Origin of the sequence: Modestobacter sp. VKM Ac-2983, from assembly GCF_026967885.1 — a bacterium.
GTDB lineage: Bacteria > Actinomycetota > Actinomycetes > Mycobacteriales > Geodermatophilaceae > Modestobacter.
Genome location: NZ_JAPVBK010000004.1, coordinates 125,926 through 142,818 on the forward strand (window position 1 = coordinate 125,926; position 16,893 = coordinate 142,818).

Genomic DNA, 16,893 nt, shown 5'->3' on the forward strand with positions numbered 1-16,893 from the left:
CCGAGGACCTGGAGTGGCGCGATGAGCAGCGACGCGTGCGACCTGCTGTGCCTGGACGTGCCGCACGCCGAGGCCGTCCGGGCCCAGCTGGCCGACGGCGAGCGGGCCGCTGCCCAGGCCGCCCAGGCGAAGGCGCTGGGCGATCCCACGCGACTGCGCATCGCGGCGGCGCTGCGGCTCGGTGAGGAGCTCTGCGTCTGCGACCTCGCCTGGATCACCGAGCTGTCCCAGAACCTGGTGAGCCACCACGTCCGGGTCCTGCGCTCGGCCGCCCTGGCGACCTCCCGCCGCAACGGCAAGCTCGTCATGTACCGGCTCACCGACTCCGGTCGCCGCCTGCTGGCCGCCCTCACCGGCACCGCGACGTCGCAGACCACAGTCGCTCCGGCGTCCCTCGAGATGCCGGAGCCGGCGTGACCGTCCGGCTCCACGCACGCCGCGCGGAGCCGCCCCGGGACGCCCGATGACCACACCGCGCTCGACTCCCGCAGCGCCCGCCCGCCCGGAGATCCCCGTGCCACCCCAACTCGTACTGCTCCGCTCGTCCGACAGCGCGGGCCTGAGCGGACCGGTGGCGCGCTGGTACCTGCGGGCCCTGGTCGTCACCGCGGCCGTGACCGGCCTCCTGCTCGCGGACGGTGGTCCAGCGGCGGCCCACACCGGCCTGCAGAGCTCCACCCCGGCCGACGGGGAGGTGCTGGACCAGGCGCCCGAGGCGATCGCGCTGACCTTCACCGAGGAGGTGCGACCGCAGTTCAGCCAGGTGGCGGTGACCGGGCCGGACGGCGCGCCGGTGACGACCGGGGCTGCGACCTTCGACGGTCCAGGTGTCACCCAGCCGGTGAGCATCGACGCCGACGGGCCCCACGTCGTCGCCTACCGCGTGGTCGGCGACGACAGCCACCCGGTCTCCGGGCAGTTCACGTTCACCGTCGCCCGCGCTGGAGCCGGCGCCAGCAGCGGCACCGGGGCGGCTCCGGGCACCGGGCCGGCCGGATCCACCGCACCGGGCACTGCGGCTCCTCGTACCGAGACGGCCGCCGGAGCACCGACGACGGACGAGCAGGGCGGAGGCTGGTGGTGGCTGACGCTGGTCGCCGCGGCGGTCCTCGCTGCCGGTTCGGTGGCGCTCGTGCGGCGACGCAGGGCCGACGGTGGGTGAGCCCCGAGCCGGCACCCCGGAGAGGCAGACGGCGACCGGGCGACGCTCACTGCTGGTCGTGGGTGCCGGGCTGGTCGCCGCCGTCACCTGCGCGCTGACGCTGTGGGCGGCCGGCGCGATCGACCCCGTGCCGCTGCCGGGGATCCCCGTCCCCAGCGCCGAGGTGACCTGGCTGGTGCCCGCGCTGCAACTGCTCAACGACGCGGCCGCGGTCGTGACCGTCGGCTGCCTGCTCGGCGCCGCGGTCCTCGTGCCCGGCGGACCGACGATCAGCACGGCCGGCTACCGCTGGCTGCGCATGACCACCTGGAGCGCGGCCGTGTGGGCGCTGGCCGCGCTGGTGTCGTTGCCCCTGCTGCTGGCCGACTTCCTCGGCACCGGCGTCGAGGTGGTCTCCCTGCGGGCCGTCTACAGCTTCGTCGTCGACATCGAGCAGGGGCGGGTGCTGCTGGTCGTCGCAGCCCTGGCTGCGGTGGTCGCGTCCAGCGCGCGCACCGTGCTGACTCCGACCGGGGCCCGGGTGCTCCTCGTCATCGCGTTGGCCGCGACGGTGCCCCCGGCGTTCACCAGCCACTCCGCGGACGAGGCCGACCACGACCTCGCCGTCGCCGGTCTCGCTCTGCACGTCCTCGGCGTGGTCGGCTGGGCCGGGGGGCTGCTGGCACTGCTGCTGGCCGCCAGGCTCACCGGGCCGACGCGCACCGCGGCCGTCGGCCGGTTCAGCCGCCTGGCCGCACCGCTGGCCCTGCTCGTGGCCGGCAGCGGCGTCGTCACCTCGTTCACCCGCCTGTCGGCGCCCGGTCAGTTGGTCAACACCAGTTACGGGATCGTGCTGCTGGTGAAGACCGCCGCGCTCCTGGCCGTCGTCACGATCGGCTGGTGGCACCGACGTCGCACCCTGTCGGCGCTCGGCGCCGGTCGGCCAGGGGCGTTCTTCCGGCTGGCCGCCGTCGAGGTGCTGCTCCTCGCCGCGACGATCGGGGTCGGGGTCGGCCTCTCCCGGACCGCTCCGCCGCCGGTGCCCCAGCCCGCCGAGCGGGCTGTGGAGGGAGCGAGCGGTGTGCTCCCGACCCCGCCGCCCGGCACCGTTGGTGTGTTCGAGCGTGAGTGAGGCAGCTCGCCCAGCGGTGTGGCGAGCCTGCTGCTGTCGGGCGCGATCCTGGTCGTCCTCATCCCGCTGGCCGCCTTCGGCGTCCTCGGGCTGGGCACGGTCGTCGTCACCGCCGAGCTGGCCGACGTGCTGGTCATCGCCGACGGCGTCCGCGCGGCCGGCTCCGCATCGCCGGTCAGCCGCCGACTCCCGGGACGCCGCAGCAGCCGCGGGCCCAGCGCACGGTCGGTGCACCGGGCAGTGTGGCCGGCGAGGGCGTCCCGGACGGCCTGGCCGGCTCGGGCGAGTACACGGACGGCTGCTGCGCGCATCCGCTGGCCGTCGCCCCACCGACCCCCCGGCCCACACCCAGGGAGACGGCTCCGTCTGCCCGCGGTGCCCCCGGCGGGCCACCGGGTGGCAGTGGAGCCGTACAGCTCGGCGGCGCAGCTCAGTCCCTGGCGCCGTGCGGGAGCTGCCGCTCCCGGTCTCCGCCGCGATGTCCGCCGATCGTCTGGGCGAGCAGGACGAGCCCCCACGGCCCGATCACCCACATCGGCCAGAAGTGGATCGAGTCGTCGGAGGCCATCGACGTGATCAGCCAGATGCCCAGCACGATGACCGCGGTGCTCAGCCAGCTCGCCCACGCCGCCCGCATGCTCGACCCGCCGGCCCAGGAGCCGAAGCTCCCGTACCAGCCGTGGACCGCCCAGGGGCCGCCGCCGGCCGGACCGGCCGGTGGACCGGCGACGGCCGGGGTCTCGGCGGTCCGGCTCCCGGCCGGCTCGGCGGCGGGCAGGTCCGTGGTCAGCTCGGCGAGCTCGCCGTAGGTGCGGGCCGCGTAGGCCCGGGCCAGCCGGTCGTCGTACTCCGCGACGGTGAGCCGGCCGGCGGACATGTGGTGGCCGAGGACCTCGGCGACCGCGGCCCGGTCGGCATCGGCGGCACGCAGGTGGGGCTCGGGCATCGGGGGCTCCTCGTGGTCGGTGCCCGTCCAGTCTGTCGCCGCGCGGCCTGCCGAGGCCACTGACGTCTGTCACGACTCGAACCGGTGCCGGTGGTTCCACGTGGAACCGGGGGCACCGCGGCTGTGGTGAGCTGTCCGGGAACCGACTCCCGGGAGGAACGCATGTCGCTCGACCCCTCGCCCACCGACCGCCCCTGGCCGGCCACCGAACCGCGGGACGTCGAGGTGGCCGCCGGTCCCGCCCGGCTGTCCGTGGACCTGCGCGGCGGCGCCCTGCGCGAGCTGGTGGTCGGCGACTGGCACGTGCTGGACGGCTACGCGTCGGGCACCGTCCCGGCCGGCCGACGTGGTGGTGTCCTGCTGCCCTGGCCCAACCGGCTCCGCGGCGGGCGCTGGTCCTGGCGCGGCCGCGAGCTCCAGCTCGACGTGGTCAGCCCGTCCACCCCGAACGCGGTGCACGGGCTGGTCACCGCCCAGCCCTGGCAGGTGCTGGCCCAGCGGGCGGACGCCGTCACGGTCGGGACGACGATCGAGCCGCGCACCGGGTACCCCTTCCGGCTGGCCGCCGCGGTCGATCACACCCTCACGGCCGACCGGCTCACCGTGACCGTGCGGGTGCGCAACGCCGGGGACGAGGACGCGCCGTTCGGGGCGGGCATGCACCCCTACTTCTCGGTCGGGGCGCCGGCCCCGGGTGACGTGGCCGCGGCCGAGCTGACCGTGCCGGCCCGCACCGCCCTGGTGCTCGAGGGCGGCCTGCCCACCGGGGAGCGGCGGCCCTACGACGGCGCGGTCGGTCGGATCGGTGACCAGGCGATCGACACCGCTGTGACCGACCTGGTCCGGGACGACGACGGCTGGGCGCGGACCCGGCTCCGTGGGCCCGCCGGTGCGCTCGAGGTGGCCGTCGACCCGGCCTGGACCTGGCTGCAGGTCTACACCGGCGACACCCTGCCCGCAGATCAGCGGCGGCGCAGCGTGGCCGTGGAGCCGATGACCTGCCCGGCGAACGCGCTGGCCGACGGAGTGGACGTGCTCGTCCTCGCGCCGGGGGAGACCTGGTCGGGCACCTGGACCGTGGGCTGGACCCCGGCGTGAGCGGTGGCCTCCGGGTCACCGAGGTCTGGCGGTTCCCGGTGAAGTCGCTGCAGGGCGAGCGGCTGGCCGGGGTGGAGATCGGCCCGGAGGGCCTCGCCGGTGACCGCGGCTGGGCGCTGTTCGACCTCACCACGGGGTTCGGGCTGACCGCCCGCCGGGTGCCCGAGCTGCTGTTCGCGGCCGGCCGGCTGCGCGTCGACGGCGGCGCCGAGGTGGTGCTGCCCGACGGCACGGTGACCGCCGAGGACGACGTCCTCTCCGACTGGGCCGGGCGCCGGGTCGGCCTGCGCCCAGCGGCGGCGGTGGCCGGTGCCCGGCGGTACGAGAACCCGGCCGACGTCGACGACGAGGACACCGGCCGGTGGAACCCGTTCTCCGGGGCCGACGGCGCCTTCCACGACAACGCCGACGCCCGGGTGACGCTGGTGTCCGCCGGCACCCTGGGCGGCTGGGACCGTCGCCGCTTCCGGGCCAACCTGGTGCTGGCCGGGGACGGGGAGGACGCGCTGGTGGGTCGGCGGGTCCGGGTGGGCGCCGCCGAGCTGGACGTCGTCCGCCGGGTGCCCCGCTGCGTGATGACCACCCGGCCGCAGTCCGGCGGCATCGGACGGGACACCGCCGTGCTGAAGACGATCCACCGCGACCGCGGGGGTGCCCTCGCGGTCGGGGCGCTGGTGGCCCGCCCCGGCGAGGTCTCGGTGGGCGATGTGCTGGCCCCGGCGTGAGGCGGGGAGGATCAGGGTCGTGCGCACCATCGAACTCCGCTCCGGCGAGGACACCATCCGGCTGGGTCAGCTGCTGAAGCTGGTCGACGCCGTCCCCACCGGCGCCCAGGTGAAGGACGTGCTGCTCGCCGGGGAGGTCCAGGTCAACGGCGAGCCGGAGGAACGCCGCGGCCGCCAGCTGCACCGCGGGGACGTCGTCTCGGTGGCCGGGCAGGACGACGTGCGCATCGGCTGACGCGCCGATCCCGTACGTGACCGTGCGCGTGGCGTCACCCCGCGCGGGCACCGGGACGAGTTAACGCAGATGTCACACAACTCGCGTGCACGCCTCCGGGCTGCGGGCATGAGATGCACTGCCCGGGCGGCGGTGCCGCGGAACCCGCCGCCCGGGACTCCCGTCGCTCAGCCGGCCGCCGGGAGCCGCAGGTCGGCGACGAGTGCCCGGTGGTCCGTCCCCGGCACGTGCACCACCTCCAGGCCCTCCACCGCGATCCGCGGGTCGACCAGGACGTGGTCCAGGGTGAGCCGCGGGTGCGGCACCCGCATCGGCCACCAGGTGGCCCGCCGGGCGTGGCCGGTCGCCGCTGCAGCGTCCACCCAGCCCCGGCCCAGCAAGCGCCGGAAGGCGGCGTGGTCCGGCGTGGCGTTGAAGTCGCCGGCCAGCACCCGCAGCACGCCCGGCTCCGGGTCGGGCAGCAGTCGGAGGTCCTCGACCCAGCTGGCCACCTGGGCGGGTGAGTTGGTCGGCGGGTGGGTGTGCACCGCGGTCAGCTCCACGTCGGGCGCACCGGGCACGGTCAGCAGGGCCGCCGGCTGCCCGAACCGCCCCGGCACCACCGTGCGCCCCCGGATCTCCAGCCGGGTCCACAGCGCCCCGCCGGCGCCGGCGGGCTGGCCCTCCCCGGCGGGCACCACGTGACCGGCGGGCAGCAGGTCGGCGACCCCGGCAGCCAGCAGAGCGGACACCGCCTCGGGGGTGACCTCCATCAGCGCCAGCACGTCGGCGTCCCGGTCGGCCGCGAGGGCCACCAGGGCGTCCGGGTCGGCCCGGCCGTGCAGCATGTTGGCCGAGACGACGCGCAGCCGCGGCCCCCGCGGCGGCGGCACAGGGCTGGCGGGCGCGGTCGGGCGGCGCACGGCGGCCGTCAGCACCGCCGCCGAGGCAGCCGCCAGCACGGCGGCACCGCGCGACCGGGACACCACCGCCGCGGCCAGCGGGAGCACGCTGGTGGCCGCGATGTACGGCGTGAAGGCCAGCGCGGGCACCAGCGGGAAGCCCCGCTCGGTGCCGGTGGACCGGAGCGCGGCCGCCGCGGCCCACGGGACGGCGAACGCAGTGGCGGTCCAGCGGCGGCGGGTGCAGGGTCGGCGGGACACGGCGTCCATGGTGCCGACCGCGGTGGGATGATCATCAGCGGGTGCGCCGTCCACCTGCGTGGGGTAGGACGGTGGGCTCACAGCGGGGTGCCCAGCAGAGGGTGGCCCCGGCGGAGGAGGAGTGGCGCTGGTGGCGGTCGAGCATGTGGAGATCGAGCGGAAGTTCGACGTCGACGAGGCGTTCGAGCTGCCCGACCTCGGCGGTGCACCCGGCGTGGTCGAGGTCCGGGCGCCGGTCGAGCACGCGCTGGAGGCCGCCTACTACGACACCGCTGACCTCCGGCTGGCCCGCGCGCGGGTGACGATGCGGCGCCGCACCGGCGGCCCGGACGCCGGCTGGCACGTGAAGCTCCCGGCCGCCGCCGGCGCTCGCCGGGAACTGCACTCGCCCCTCGGCCGGGCGACCAAGACGCCGCCCAAGGCGGTGCTGGAGCCGGTGCTGGGCATCGTCCGCCGCGCCCCCGCGGCCCAGGTGGCGTCCCTCCGCACCCGCCGGGTGGTCAGCGAGCTCGTCGCCGATGACGGGCGGGTTCTCGCCGAGGTCGCCGACGACCACGTCACCGGCACCGCGCTGCCGGCCGCTCCCGGCGAGGCCGCCGTCGTCACCACGTGGCGGGAGGTGGAGGTGGAGCTGGTCGACGGCGACGAGCAACTGCTCGCCGACGTCGCCGGGCTCCTCCTGGCCGCGGGGGCCCAGCCGGCCTCGTCCCCGGCCAAGCTGACCCGCGTGCTCGCCCACCGGCTGGCCGACGCCGACGCCGCAGCGCCCCCGGCCCCGGCACGGGCCGGGAAGACCAAGAAGGGCAAGAAGAAGAAGCAGCGGCACGCGCCGGGCACGCCGGCCGGCGAGGTCGTCCGCGCCGCGCTGGCCGCGCAGGTCCGGGCCCTCCAGGACGCCGACCTGATGGTCCGCACCGGGCAGCCCGACGGCGTCCACCAGGTACGCGTGGCCTGCCGCCGGCTGCGCAGCACGCTGGCCGCCTTCCGTCCGGTGCTCGACCGCACGCAGACGGACCCGCTGCGCGAGGAGCTCGCCCAGGTCGGGTCGGCGCTGTCCCCCAGCCGGGACGGCGAGGTGGCGGTCGCCCACCTGCGCGACCTGGTCGACGCCGAGCCGCCCGAGCTGGTCCTGGGCCCGGTGGTCGCCCGGCTGCAGCAGGAGGCGGTCCGGGACGAGCAAGCCGGTGACGCGCAGGCGCGCAAGGCGCTGAACGCGCCCGCCTACCTGCAGCTGCGCGACGACCTCGATGCCCTGGTCGAGGGGCCACCGCTCACCGAGGCCGCCGCCCGGCCGGCGGAGGAGGTGCTCCGCGAGGTCGTCGCGCGCACCGGCCGCCGGTTGCGGCGCAGCGTCGAGGCGGCCCAGGACAGCGACGACGCCGAGGCCCTGCACGAGGTGCGCAAGGCCGCCAAGCGGCTGCGGTACACCGCCGAGGCGGCGGTGCCGGTGCTGGGCGCACCGGTGGTCGAGCTGGTGTCGGCGCTGAAGGGCGTCCAGGAGGTGCTCGGCGACCGCCAGGACACCTTCATCACCCGCCCGCTGTGCCTGCAGCTCGGCCGGGCGGCGTTCGCGGCCGGGGAGAACACCTTCACCTGGGGCCGCCTGCACGCCCTGGAGGAGGCGCGGTGCGAGCAGGCGGAGCGGGAGTTCTGGCTGCGCTGGCCGGAGTTGCGCTCGGTGCTGAAGAGCCGGTCGACGTAGCGTCGGGGGCACCACCTCGACCTCCAGGAGCGCGCCGGTGTCCCTGATCGGCCTGCTCGGCTTCGGCCTGACCGTGCTGCTCGCCGTGTCCCTGCTGCACGGCTACCTCTGGTGGCGGCTGGTGCGCAGCACCACCCGGCCGGGGCCCGTCCGGCGCCGGCTCACGGTGCTCCTGGTGGTGCTCGCCGTGCTGCCGGTGCTGGTCGTGCTGCTGCGCGGCCGGCTGCCGGTCGGTGGCTCGGTGCTCGACTGGGTCGGCTTCACCTGGCTGGGCCTGGCGTTCTACCTGTTCCTCGCCACGCTGGCGACCGAGCCGATCCGCCTGGTCGCCCGGCTGGTGCAGCATCGTCGCCGGCCGGATCCCGTGTCCGTGCGGGAGCCGGGTGACGTCGAGTCCGAACCGAGCACGGTGCTGGTGCCGGACGGGGCACGCCGGACCGACGTGGCTCCTCCCGCTCCGGGCCCGGCACCGGAGGGCGGTGCGGTCCGCGCGGACCGCGGTGTCGTCGATCCCTCCCGCCGGCTGTTCCTGGCCCGCACGCTGGCCGTCGGGGCGGGTGCGGTCGCGATCGGGACGGCGGGCACCGGCGTCGTCCTGGCCAACACGACCCCGGTCGTCCGCCGGGTGCCGATCCGGATCCCGCGGCTGGACCCGGCGCTGGCCGGGCTGCGGATCGTCACCTTCTCCGACGGGCACCTGTCCACCACCTACGGCGGGCGGCGCTTCGAGCGGCTCGTGGAGACCGTCAACGCCCAGCGCCCCGACGTGGTGGCGATCGTCGGTGACCTGGTCGACGGCGAGGTGAGCGAGCTGCGCGAGGACGCAGCCCCGCTGGCCGACCTGGTCAGCGACCAGGGCGTGTACTTCGTGACCGGCAACCACGAGTACTTCGTCGACACCGGGGAGTGGCTGCGGCACCTGTCCACGCTCGGGGTCGACGTGCTCCGCAACGAGCGGGTCTCGATCGGCCGCGGCGGCGCCACGCTGGACCTCGCCGGCATCGACGACCGGACGGCAGCCGCCTCCGGGCTGCCCGGGCACGGTGCCGACCTGGACGCCGCCCTGGACGGCCGGGACGACGCCGTCCCCGTGGTCCTGATGGCGCACCAGCCGGTGCAGGTGGAGCAGGCGCGGGCCGCGGGGGTGGACCTGCAGCTGTCCGGGCACACCCACGGCGGTCAGCTGTGGCCCTTCGACTACGCCGTCCTGTTGGACCAGCCGGTGGTCGAGGGCTGGTCGCAGCAGGGGGACACCCAGCTGTACGTCACGTCGGGGGCCGGCTACTGGGGGCCGCCGATGCGGGTGGGCGCCCGCCCGGAGGTCACGGTGATCGAGCTGCAGCCCGGCGAGCCGACCCCGCCGCGCCGCTAGCCGGTGAAGGCGGTGGTCTCGCCCAGCCGGGACGGGGGCACGGTCTTCAGCCGCGCCACGGCGTCGGCCAGCGGGACCAGCCCGATCTCGGTGCCCTGCAACGCGACCATCTGCCCGACGTGCCCCTCGTGGGCGGCGATCGTGGCGTGCAGCCCGAAACGGGTGGCCAGCACCCGGTCGAACGAGGTCGGGGTGCCGCCGCGCTGCACGTGGCCGAGCACCGTCGTCCGCACCTCCTTGCCGGTGCGCCGTTCCAGCTCCTCGCCCAGCTGCTGGGCGACCCCGGTGAACCGCCGGTGGCCGAACTCGTCGAGCCCGCCGTCGCGCAGCGGCATCGTGCCGGGCTTGGGCGTGGCCCCCTCGCTGATCACCCCGATGACGTGCCGGTGGCCCCGCTCGAACCGGGCGGTGACCATCTCGCAGACCTCCTCGATGTCGAAGGGCTGCTCGGGGGTGATCACCAGGTGCGCGCCCGCGGCCATCCCGGAGTTCAGCGCGATCCAGCCGGCGTGCCGGCCCATCACCTCGACCAGCAGCACGCGCTGGTGGGACTCGGCGGTCGTGTGCAGCCGGTCGATCATCTCGGTGGCGATGCTGACCGCGGTGTCGAAGCCGAAGGTGAGGTCGGTGCCGTCGATGTCGTTGTCGATCGTCTTCGGGACGCCGACCACCGGCACGCCCTCCGAGGAGAGCCACGCCGCGGCGGTGAGCGTGCCCTCGCCGCCGATGGGCACCAGCACGTCGACCCCGTGGGCGTCGAGCACCTCGCGCATCCGGCCCAGCCCGGCGTGCAGCTTCTCCGGCGCCACCCGGGCCGAGCCGAGGATCGTGCCGCCGCGGGTCAGCAGGTTGTGGACCATGGGCCGGTCCAGCGGCATCGCGTCGTCGTCGAGCAGGCCGCGCCAGCCGTTGCGGAAGCCCACGACGTCGCTGCCGTACTGCTTCTCCGCGGTGCGGACCACCGCTCGTAGGACGGCGTTGAGACCGGGGCAGTCTCCGCCGCCGGTCAGGACTCCGATGCGCACGTGCTCTCCTCCGGACGAGGGGGTCGGGCGGGTGAACCGTACGTCATGACGTATAGACGTCTCATGGTGCAGTACCTTTCTGGGCGTGGCGAGTTCGGAGGCGGGGCCCAAGTACCTCGCCGTGCGCGAGGCGTTGCGGCGACGCGCCTCCGCGCTGCCTGAGCACACCCTCCTCCCTCCCGAGCCGGTGCTGTGCGCCGAGTACGGCGTCAGCCGGATCACGCTGCGCCGGGCGGTCGACGGGCTGGTCGCCGACGGGCACCTGATCCGCGAGCAGGGCCGGGGCACGTTCGTCAGCCGGCCGGGGATCCGGCACGAGTACCGCGAGAGCTTCGTGCACCGGATCGCCGGCTTCCACTCGGTGATGACCGAGCAGGGCGCCCAGGTGGGCACCTCGGTGCTGACCCAGCGGGTCGTCCCGGCCGCCCCGCCGATCGCCGTCGAGCTGGCGGTGGCCACCGCCGACGACGTCGTCGAACTGGTCCGGCTGCGCAGCGTCGACGGGCTGCCCAACCACGTCGTCCGCAGCTTCCTGCCCGCCGCCCGCTACCCCAAGGCGGCCACCGAGGACTTCAGCCACGGCTCGCTCTACGAGTTCCTGCGCCGGGAGTACTCCGCCGACCTGGCGCACGCCCGGCTCGTCGTCGACGTCGGGACGGCGGCCGCCGACGAGGCCGACGTGCTGCAGGTGACCGCCGGCTCCCCGCTGCTCGTCGTGCGCACCACCGTCCGGGACACGTCGGGTCACCCGCTGGTGCACTCGTTCAGCCGGCTGCGCCCCGACGTCAGCCAGGTCGAGTTCGAGGTCTCCGTCGGCGGTCGCTGAGCCCGGCGGGCCCAGGATCAGCGTCGGTCGGGCCCGGACGGCCCGAGCGGCAGCTCCGCCAGCCGCAGTCGCTGCTCGCGCAACAGCACCCGGTCCAGGGCGTGGCCGACCGGCCGGGCCAGGTCGGTGACGACGGCCCGCACCGGCGCGTCCAGCTGCCGGGGCTGCCGCCAGCTGACCAGCAGTGCGGCATCGGAGTGGTGCTGACCGAGCGGCAGGTGGACGGCGAGGACCGGACCCGCACCGGGCAGCTCCCGCAGCCCCGGCAGGGCTCGGACCTCCCCCGGGGTGGGGACCGCCACGAGCTGCCGTTCGCGCATCGCCGCCGCCAGCGGGTGGGCGTCGTCCACCCCGAGGCGCGCGACGGGACCGCTCCGCGAGCCGGCCGTCGCCGACCAGACCTGCAGTTCCGGGAACCCGACCTCGGCCACGCCGAGCAGCACGGTGGTGGCGCCCAGCGGGGACCGGACCAGCCGGTCCACCGTGTGCAGCAGGTCGGGGAGCGTCTCCGCCGACAGCAGGGCGGTGCTGAGCCGGGCGACCACACGGGCGCGGTCGGCGTCCGCCTCGGCCAGCACGAACGCGGCCCGCGCCGCCTCCGCGGCGCTCTGCGCGGCGCTGTCGTCCCGGACGGCGACCGCGTGCGCCTCCTGCTCGGCCAGCTCGATCGCCCGGAACCGGAGCTGCCGTGAGCTCTCGTCGGCCATCCGGTGCAGCGTGGCGAGCTCGTCGCCGGTCCAGTCCCGGGGGCGGGTGTCGATGGCGCACAGCACGCCGACGGGCTGCCCGTGCACACCCCACAACGGCGTACCGGCGTAGGCGACGGCGTCGAGCTCCTGGACCGAGGGGCCGGTGGCGAACTCGGGGTGCTCCCGGGCGTCGCGCAACGCCAGCGGGCTGCCGCTGGTGGCCACCCACTTGCTGATCGAGTGGCTCAACGGCATCGAGCGGCGGCTGGCCCACGGCTCGGGCAGCCCGAAGGCCCCGGGGAAGACCTGCCCGGCCTTGGAGACCAGGACGACCAGTGCCCGGGGGGCGCGCAGCTCCTCGGCGACCGATCGGGCGAGCCGGTCGAAGGCGGCGTCGGCACGGGCCGGCAGGACGGACCAGGTCGGCAGTTCGTACGCAGCGGTCACCGTGCCCCCTGTTCGTCTGCGGCCTGCCCGGCGACGCCCACCGGGGTGCTCACCCCTCGGGAGCACGACGATGCTGTCAGACTCCAGGGGTCGGTGCCCGGCTCCGAGGGGGACGACGTGGAGCAGTTCCGGGAGCAGCGGACGAACGGTGTCCGGGCGGTGATCGCGGACCGGGCGGTGACCAGCGTCTTCCAGCCGATCGTCGAGCTGGACAGCGGTCGGGTGGTCGCCTACGAGGCGCTCGCCCGTGGCCCGGAGGGGCCGTGGTGGGCACCGGACGCACTGTTCGCCGCCGCGCGCGCCGAGGGCTGCCTCAGCGAGCTCGACCAGGCCTGCCGGGCCGCCGCCCTGCGCGGCGCGGTGACGCACGGGCTGCTGGCCCCCTCGACCGTCTTCGTCAACGTCGAGCCCGAGGTGCTGGACGACACCCCGGTGGCCGCGCTCTTCGACGCCGGCGAGCCGGTGCCCGCGGACCTGCGGGTGGTCCTGGAGATCACCGAGCGTGCGCTGGCCGCCCGCCCTGCCGAACTGCTGCGCACCATCGCCCGGGTGCGCGAGTTCGGCTGGGCGATCGCCCTGGACGACGTCGGCGCCGACTCCCTCTCGCTGGCCTTCATGCCGCTGCTGCGCCCCGACGTCGTCAAGCTCGACCTGCGCCTGGTGCAGGAGCGCCCGGGCCCGGCGATCGCCGAGATCATGAACGCGGTGAACGCCTACGCCGAGTCGACCGGGGCGCTCGTGCTGGCCGAGGGCATCGAGAACGGCACGCACCTGACCATGGCCCGGGCACTGGGCGCGACCCTCGGGCAGGGCTGGCTGTTCGGGCGCCCGGGGCCCGGGGTCGCCCCCGGGGCGCGACCCGGCACGCTCCGGCTGCCCGTCGTCCAGCCCACCGACCCGCGGGGCGAGCTGGTCTCCCCGTTCGCCTGCCTGCCGGCGCGCGCACCGGTCCGGGAGGCGCCCAAGGCGCTGCTGATCGAGCTCAGCAAGCAGCTGGAGCGGCAGGCCATGCGCCTGGGGGAGACCTGCGTGGTCGTCGCGACGTTCCAGGAGGCGCGGCACCTCACGCCGGCCACCCGGCTCCGCTACCGGGACCTGGTCGAGCGGGTCGGGTTCGTCGCCGTCCTCGGTGAGGACCTGCCGGCGGAGCCGATGCCCGGCCTCCGCGGCGCGGACCTGGCGCCCGCTGACCCGGTGCGCGGCGAGTGGGACATCGTGGTGCTCAGCCCGCACTTCAGCGCCGCCCTGCTGGCCCGCGACCTCGGGGACGACGGGCCGGACCCGGAGCGCCGCTTCGTCTTCGCGCTCACCTACGAGCGCGACACCGTCGTCCGGGCCGCCCAGGCGCTGCTGTCCCGGGTCGCGCCGAGCACCGCGCAGCGCACGTCGGCGGCGGACGGCGGGGTGCCCGCCGGCGTGGTCCCGCCGCTGGCCGGCCGACCGGCCGGCGACCCGGGGGAGGCGCTCCTGCACCGGGCGCTGGCCGCGGTCGGCACCGGCGTCACCGTCGTCGACCTGCGGCTCCCCGACCAGCCGCTGGTCTACGTCAACCCGGCGTTCGAGCGGCTGGCCGGGCAGCCCGCCGCCGAGCTGCTGGGCCGCAACTGCCGCTTCCTGCAGCACCCGGACACCGACGCCGCCGCGGTGGGCCGCATCCGTGCGGCGATCGCGGCCGGTGCCGAGTGCCGGGAGGTGCTGCTCAACCGGCGGGCCGACGGCAGCACCTGGTGGAACCAGTGCACGCTCACCCCGGTGACCGACGAGTCCGGCGACGTCGTCCAGTACATCGGCATCCAGGCGGACGTCACCGACCAGGTGGAGACCGAGCGCGCGCTCCTCACCGAGCGGGACCGGGTGCGGAGCCACGCGGCGCGGATCGCCGAGTGAGGACCCGCGGGTCACCGTGCCGGTGCCCCCCGAGGCACCTCACGCCGCGACGGACTCCCCGGGGGCCAGGCGGGTGTAGGGCACCGGCTGGCCGGGGCCGCGCTCACCGAGCAGGCCCGCGACCAGACCCAGGCCGGTGTCGTTGAGCAGGCCGTCGTGCACGGCGAGTGCCCGCTCGGCGCGCACCTCGCGCAGGTAGTCGATCAGCTCGGCGGTCGTGGACCAGGGCGCGTGCGCGGGCAGCAGCAGGGTCGGGACGGCCACCTCGGGCACGGTGAGTGCGTCGCCGTGGTGGACGATGGCGTGCCACTCCCCGTGCACGGTGACCTCGAACCCCGCGGCGGTGACGGCGTCACCGGCCCCGACCACGTGCCCCCGCGGGCCCGTGCCCGCCAGGCGGTGGGACGTCGCTGCACGGTGCCACGGCCGGCGCCACACGTCCGCAGCGGGCGCGGTCATCCGATGGGGTGAGCCGGCGACGGAGCCCCTCCACCGGCGGGCCGGTGCTGCCGACGACCGAGAGGTGACCACGCAGACGCTCATGTTCGCCGCCGCCCGCAGCCGTGCGCACGGGCCGACCGCCGCGCTGTGGCACGCCGTGGAGGTGCACCGGGCCCTGGCCGACCTGGACGGCGCCTGCGAGCTGACCGTCTGCGGCACCCTGGCCCGGGTCAGCACCGAGGAGCGCTGGCCGGTGCGTGGCACCGACGTCTGCCCCGCCTGCGCCGCCAGCTAGCAGAGTTCCACGTGGAACCGGTCAGCGGCCGGTGAAGACCGCCGGTCGCTTGCCCAGGAACGCATCGACGGCCTCCCGGTGGTCGGCGGTCGCCCCCAGGCCGGTCTGCAGGCTCGCCTCCAGCGCCAGGGTGTCCGCCAGGCTGTCGGTGGCCGCCGTCGCCAGCACCGTCTTGATCGCCCGGTAGGCCCGCGTCGGCCCGGCGGCGAGCCGGGTGGCGAGCGCGGTCGCCTCGGCGAGCACGTCCGCGGCCGGGACGACGCGGTGCACCAGCCCCCACTCGGCGGCGGTCTCGGCGAGGAACGGCTCGGGCAGCAGCAGCAGCTCGGTGGCGCGTGATCCGCCGACGCAGTGCACCAGCCGGGAGGCCAGCGCCGAGTCGCTGGAGAGCCCGATGCCGGCGAACGCGGTGGTGAACTTCGCGCCGGCGGCCGCGACCCGCAGGTCACCGGCGAGCGCGATCCCCAGCCCCGCGCCGGCACAGGCGCCGTTGACCCCCACCACGAGGGGCACCCGCAGGCCGGCCAGCGCCAGCACCAGCGGGTTGTACTCGGCCTCGACCACCGACAGCGAGGGCTGCGCGTCCGGGCGCTCGGAGCGCAGTTCCTCGACGTGCTCGGCGAGGTCCTGGCCGACGCAGAAGGCCCGGCCGCTGCCGGTGAGCAGCACCGCGCGCACCGACTCGTCGGCGGCCACGTCCTGCACGTGGGCGAGCAGCTCGGTCCGCAGCCGGTGGGACAGCGCCGGCCGCTGCAGGGTCAGGGTGGCGACGCCGTCGGCGTCGGAACGGGTGACGGTGGGCTCGGAGCCGGGTGTGGACATCGTCGTCCTCTCAGTCCTCTGTGTAGTCGTGGAAGCCGCGGCCGGTCTTGCGGCCGAGCTCGCCGGCGGCCACCTTGTCACGCAGCAGCTGTGGTGGGGTGAAGCGCTCGCCCAGGGTGCTGGCCAGGTACTCGGCGATCGCCAGCCGCACGTCCAGGCCGACGAGGTCGGTCGAGCGCAGCGGGCCCATCGGGTGCCGGTAGCCCAGCTCCATCGCGGCGTCGATCGCTGCGGCGTCGGCTACGCCCTCCTCCAGCATCCGGATCGCCTCCAGCCCGAGCAGCACGCCCAGCCGGGACGACGCGAAGCCGGGGGAGTCGCGGACCACCACGTCGGCCTTGCCCAGGGCGCGCACCCAGTCCCGGGCGGCCACCACGACGTCCGCGTCGGTCTCCGGGGCGACGACCACCTCGACCAGCTTCGAGGCCGGCACCGGGTTGAAGAAGTGCAGGCCCAGGAAGCGCGCCGGCCGCTGCAGCGCGGCGGCCAGCTCGGTGACCGAGAGGGAGGAGGTGTTCGTCGCCAGGACGGCGTCGGGCCCCAGCACGGCCTCCGCGGCGACCAGCACGGCGACCTTGAGGTCCGTCCGCTCGGGCACCGCCTCCACGACCAGGCCGGCGTCGGGGGTCAGCGCGGTGGGGGAGTCGACCAGGGTGAGCCGGCCGAGGGCCTCGGCGACCTCGCCGGTGAGCTTGCCGCGCCGGGCGGCCTCCTCGAGCCCGGCCGACACCCGGCCGCGGGCGGCCTCGGCTGCCTCGTCCCCGGCCTCGACCACCTCGACCCGCGCGCCGGCGGCCAGGAACGCCTGGGCGATCCCGGCCCCCATCCGGCCGCCGCCGATCACCCCGACCTGGTCCGGGACCTGGCTCATCGACACCGTCTCCTCGGTGGTCCCGAACCGCCGGGCCCCGTTGCCGGCGTGGAGGTCGCGGACCGCGCGCCCATCATGCACACCCGCCGGGCGGGCG

18 protein-coding genes are annotated in these 16,893 nt (G+C 76.0%); 11 read left to right on the plus strand and 7 right to left on the minus strand.

Going from position 1 to position 16,893, the window contains the following annotated elements; genetic code table 11:
* Positions 1-21 precede the first annotated feature (21 nt).
* The 3 genes from O2W18_RS17770 to O2W18_RS17780 are packed head-to-tail and all read left to right on the plus strand — an operon-like array spanning position 22 to position 2,273.
* On the plus strand, positions 22-417 hold the full coding sequence (locus O2W18_RS17770; RefSeq protein WP_269188763.1) for an ArsR/SmtB family transcription factor: 396 nt from the start codon (positions 22-24) through the stop codon (positions 415-417).
* 46 nt (positions 418-463) lie between these two features.
* Positions 464-1,162, plus strand: coding sequence for a copper resistance CopC family protein (locus tag O2W18_RS17775; protein WP_269188764.1), 699 nt, complete (start codon positions 464-466; stop codon positions 1,160-1,162).
* Positions 1,155-2,273, plus strand: a complete 1,119-nt coding sequence (locus O2W18_RS17780; RefSeq protein ID WP_269188765.1) for a copper resistance D family protein — start codon at positions 1,155-1,157, stop codon at positions 2,271-2,273. The genes O2W18_RS17775 and O2W18_RS17780 overlap by 8 nt, the downstream gene beginning before the upstream one ends.
* Positions 2,274-2,703: 430 nt before the next feature.
* On the opposite strand, the gene O2W18_RS17785 is transcribed toward O2W18_RS17780, so the two are convergent.
* On the minus strand, positions 2,704-3,219 hold the full coding sequence (locus tag O2W18_RS17785) for a DUF1707 SHOCT-like domain-containing protein (protein ID WP_269188766.1): 516 nt from the start codon (positions 3,217-3,219) through the stop codon (positions 2,704-2,706).
* A 162-nt stretch (positions 3,220-3,381) separates the two neighbouring features.
* Here O2W18_RS17785 and O2W18_RS17790 point away from each other — a divergent pair, with 162 nt between their 5' ends.
* From O2W18_RS17790 to O2W18_RS17800, 3 genes are read left to right on the plus strand one after another with little or no spacing between them, the layout of a single operon-like run.
* Positions 3,382-4,317 carry an aldose epimerase family protein gene (locus tag O2W18_RS17790; RefSeq protein ID WP_269188767.1) on the plus strand — a complete coding sequence of 312 codons (936 nt, stop codon included), beginning with the start codon at positions 3,382-3,384 and terminating at the stop codon, positions 4,315-4,317.
* Positions 4,314-5,042 carry an MOSC domain-containing protein gene (locus tag O2W18_RS17795; protein WP_269188768.1) on the plus strand — a complete coding sequence of 243 codons (729 nt, stop codon included), beginning with the start codon at positions 4,314-4,316 and terminating at the stop codon, positions 5,040-5,042. Before O2W18_RS17790 ends, O2W18_RS17795 begins: the two co-directional genes overlap by 4 nt.
* Positions 5,043-5,061: 19 nt before the next feature.
* A complete protein-coding gene (locus tag O2W18_RS17800) occupies positions 5,062-5,277 on the plus strand; it encodes an RNA-binding S4 domain-containing protein (RefSeq protein ID WP_269157655.1) in 216 nt (71 codons plus the stop codon).
* A gap of 167 nt (positions 5,278-5,444) precedes the next feature.
* On the opposite strand, the gene O2W18_RS17805 is transcribed toward O2W18_RS17800, so the two are convergent.
* Entirely contained in the window at positions 5,445-6,419 is a 975-nt protein-coding gene (locus tag O2W18_RS17805) for an endonuclease/exonuclease/phosphatase family protein (RefSeq protein WP_269188769.1), read from the minus strand.
* Between the two features lie 130 nt (positions 6,420-6,549).
* On the opposite strand from O2W18_RS17805, the gene O2W18_RS17810 reads away from it, so the two are divergent.
* Positions 6,550-8,121: a CYTH and CHAD domain-containing protein gene (locus O2W18_RS17810; RefSeq protein WP_269188770.1), complete on the plus strand. Its 1,572-nt coding sequence runs from the start codon at positions 6,550-6,552 to the stop codon at positions 8,119-8,121.
* Positions 8,122-8,158: 37 nt separating this feature from the next.
* A complete protein-coding gene (locus O2W18_RS17815) occupies positions 8,159-9,493 on the plus strand; it encodes a metallophosphoesterase (RefSeq protein ID WP_269188771.1) in 1,335 nt (444 codons plus the stop codon).
* Here the strand turns inward: O2W18_RS17815 and O2W18_RS17820 are convergent.
* A complete protein-coding gene (locus O2W18_RS17820; protein WP_269157651.1) occupies positions 9,490-10,518 on the minus strand; it encodes an ATP-dependent 6-phosphofructokinase in 1,029 nt (342 codons plus the stop codon). The genes O2W18_RS17815 and O2W18_RS17820 overlap by 4 nt on opposite strands.
* A gap of 85 nt (positions 10,519-10,603) precedes the next feature.
* Between O2W18_RS17820 and O2W18_RS17825 the strand changes: the two genes are divergently transcribed.
* Positions 10,604-11,344 (plus strand): GntR family transcriptional regulator, encoded by a 741-nt coding sequence (locus tag O2W18_RS17825; protein WP_269188772.1) that lies wholly within the window; start codon positions 10,604-10,606, stop codon positions 11,342-11,344.
* Between the two features lie 17 nt (positions 11,345-11,361).
* Here O2W18_RS17825 and O2W18_RS17830 read toward each other — a convergent pair whose 3' ends face one another.
* Entirely contained in the window at positions 11,362-12,480 is a 1,119-nt protein-coding gene (locus tag O2W18_RS17830) for a GAF domain-containing protein (protein ID WP_269188773.1), read from the minus strand.
* Between the two features lie 93 nt (positions 12,481-12,573).
* Between O2W18_RS17830 and O2W18_RS17835 the strand changes: the two genes are divergently transcribed.
* A complete protein-coding gene (locus tag O2W18_RS17835) occupies positions 12,574-14,367 on the plus strand; it encodes an EAL domain-containing protein (RefSeq protein WP_269188774.1) in 1,794 nt (597 codons plus the stop codon).
* Between the two features lie 39 nt (positions 14,368-14,406).
* On the opposite strand, the gene O2W18_RS17840 is transcribed toward O2W18_RS17835, so the two are convergent.
* Positions 14,407-14,826, minus strand: a complete 420-nt coding sequence (locus O2W18_RS17840) for a hypothetical protein (RefSeq protein WP_269188775.1) — start codon at positions 14,824-14,826, stop codon at positions 14,407-14,409.
* A gap of 64 nt (positions 14,827-14,890) precedes the next feature.
* On the opposite strand from O2W18_RS17840, the gene O2W18_RS17845 reads away from it, so the two are divergent.
* Positions 14,891-15,103, plus strand: coding sequence for a hypothetical protein (locus tag O2W18_RS17845; RefSeq protein WP_269188776.1), 213 nt, complete (start codon positions 14,891-14,893; stop codon positions 15,101-15,103).
* A 21-nt stretch (positions 15,104-15,124) separates the two neighbouring features.
* On the opposite strand, the gene O2W18_RS17850 is transcribed toward O2W18_RS17845, so the two are convergent.
* Positions 15,125-15,925: an enoyl-CoA hydratase-related protein gene (locus O2W18_RS17850; protein ID WP_269188777.1), complete on the minus strand. Its 801-nt coding sequence runs from the start codon at positions 15,923-15,925 to the stop codon at positions 15,125-15,127.
* 10 nt (positions 15,926-15,935) lie between these two features.
* The gene (locus tag O2W18_RS17855) at positions 15,936-16,796 is read right to left on the minus strand and encodes a 3-hydroxyacyl-CoA dehydrogenase family protein (protein ID WP_269188778.1); all 861 of its coding nucleotides are present in this window, start codon (positions 16,794-16,796) and stop codon (positions 15,936-15,938) included.
* Positions 16,797-16,893: the final 97 nt, after the last annotated feature.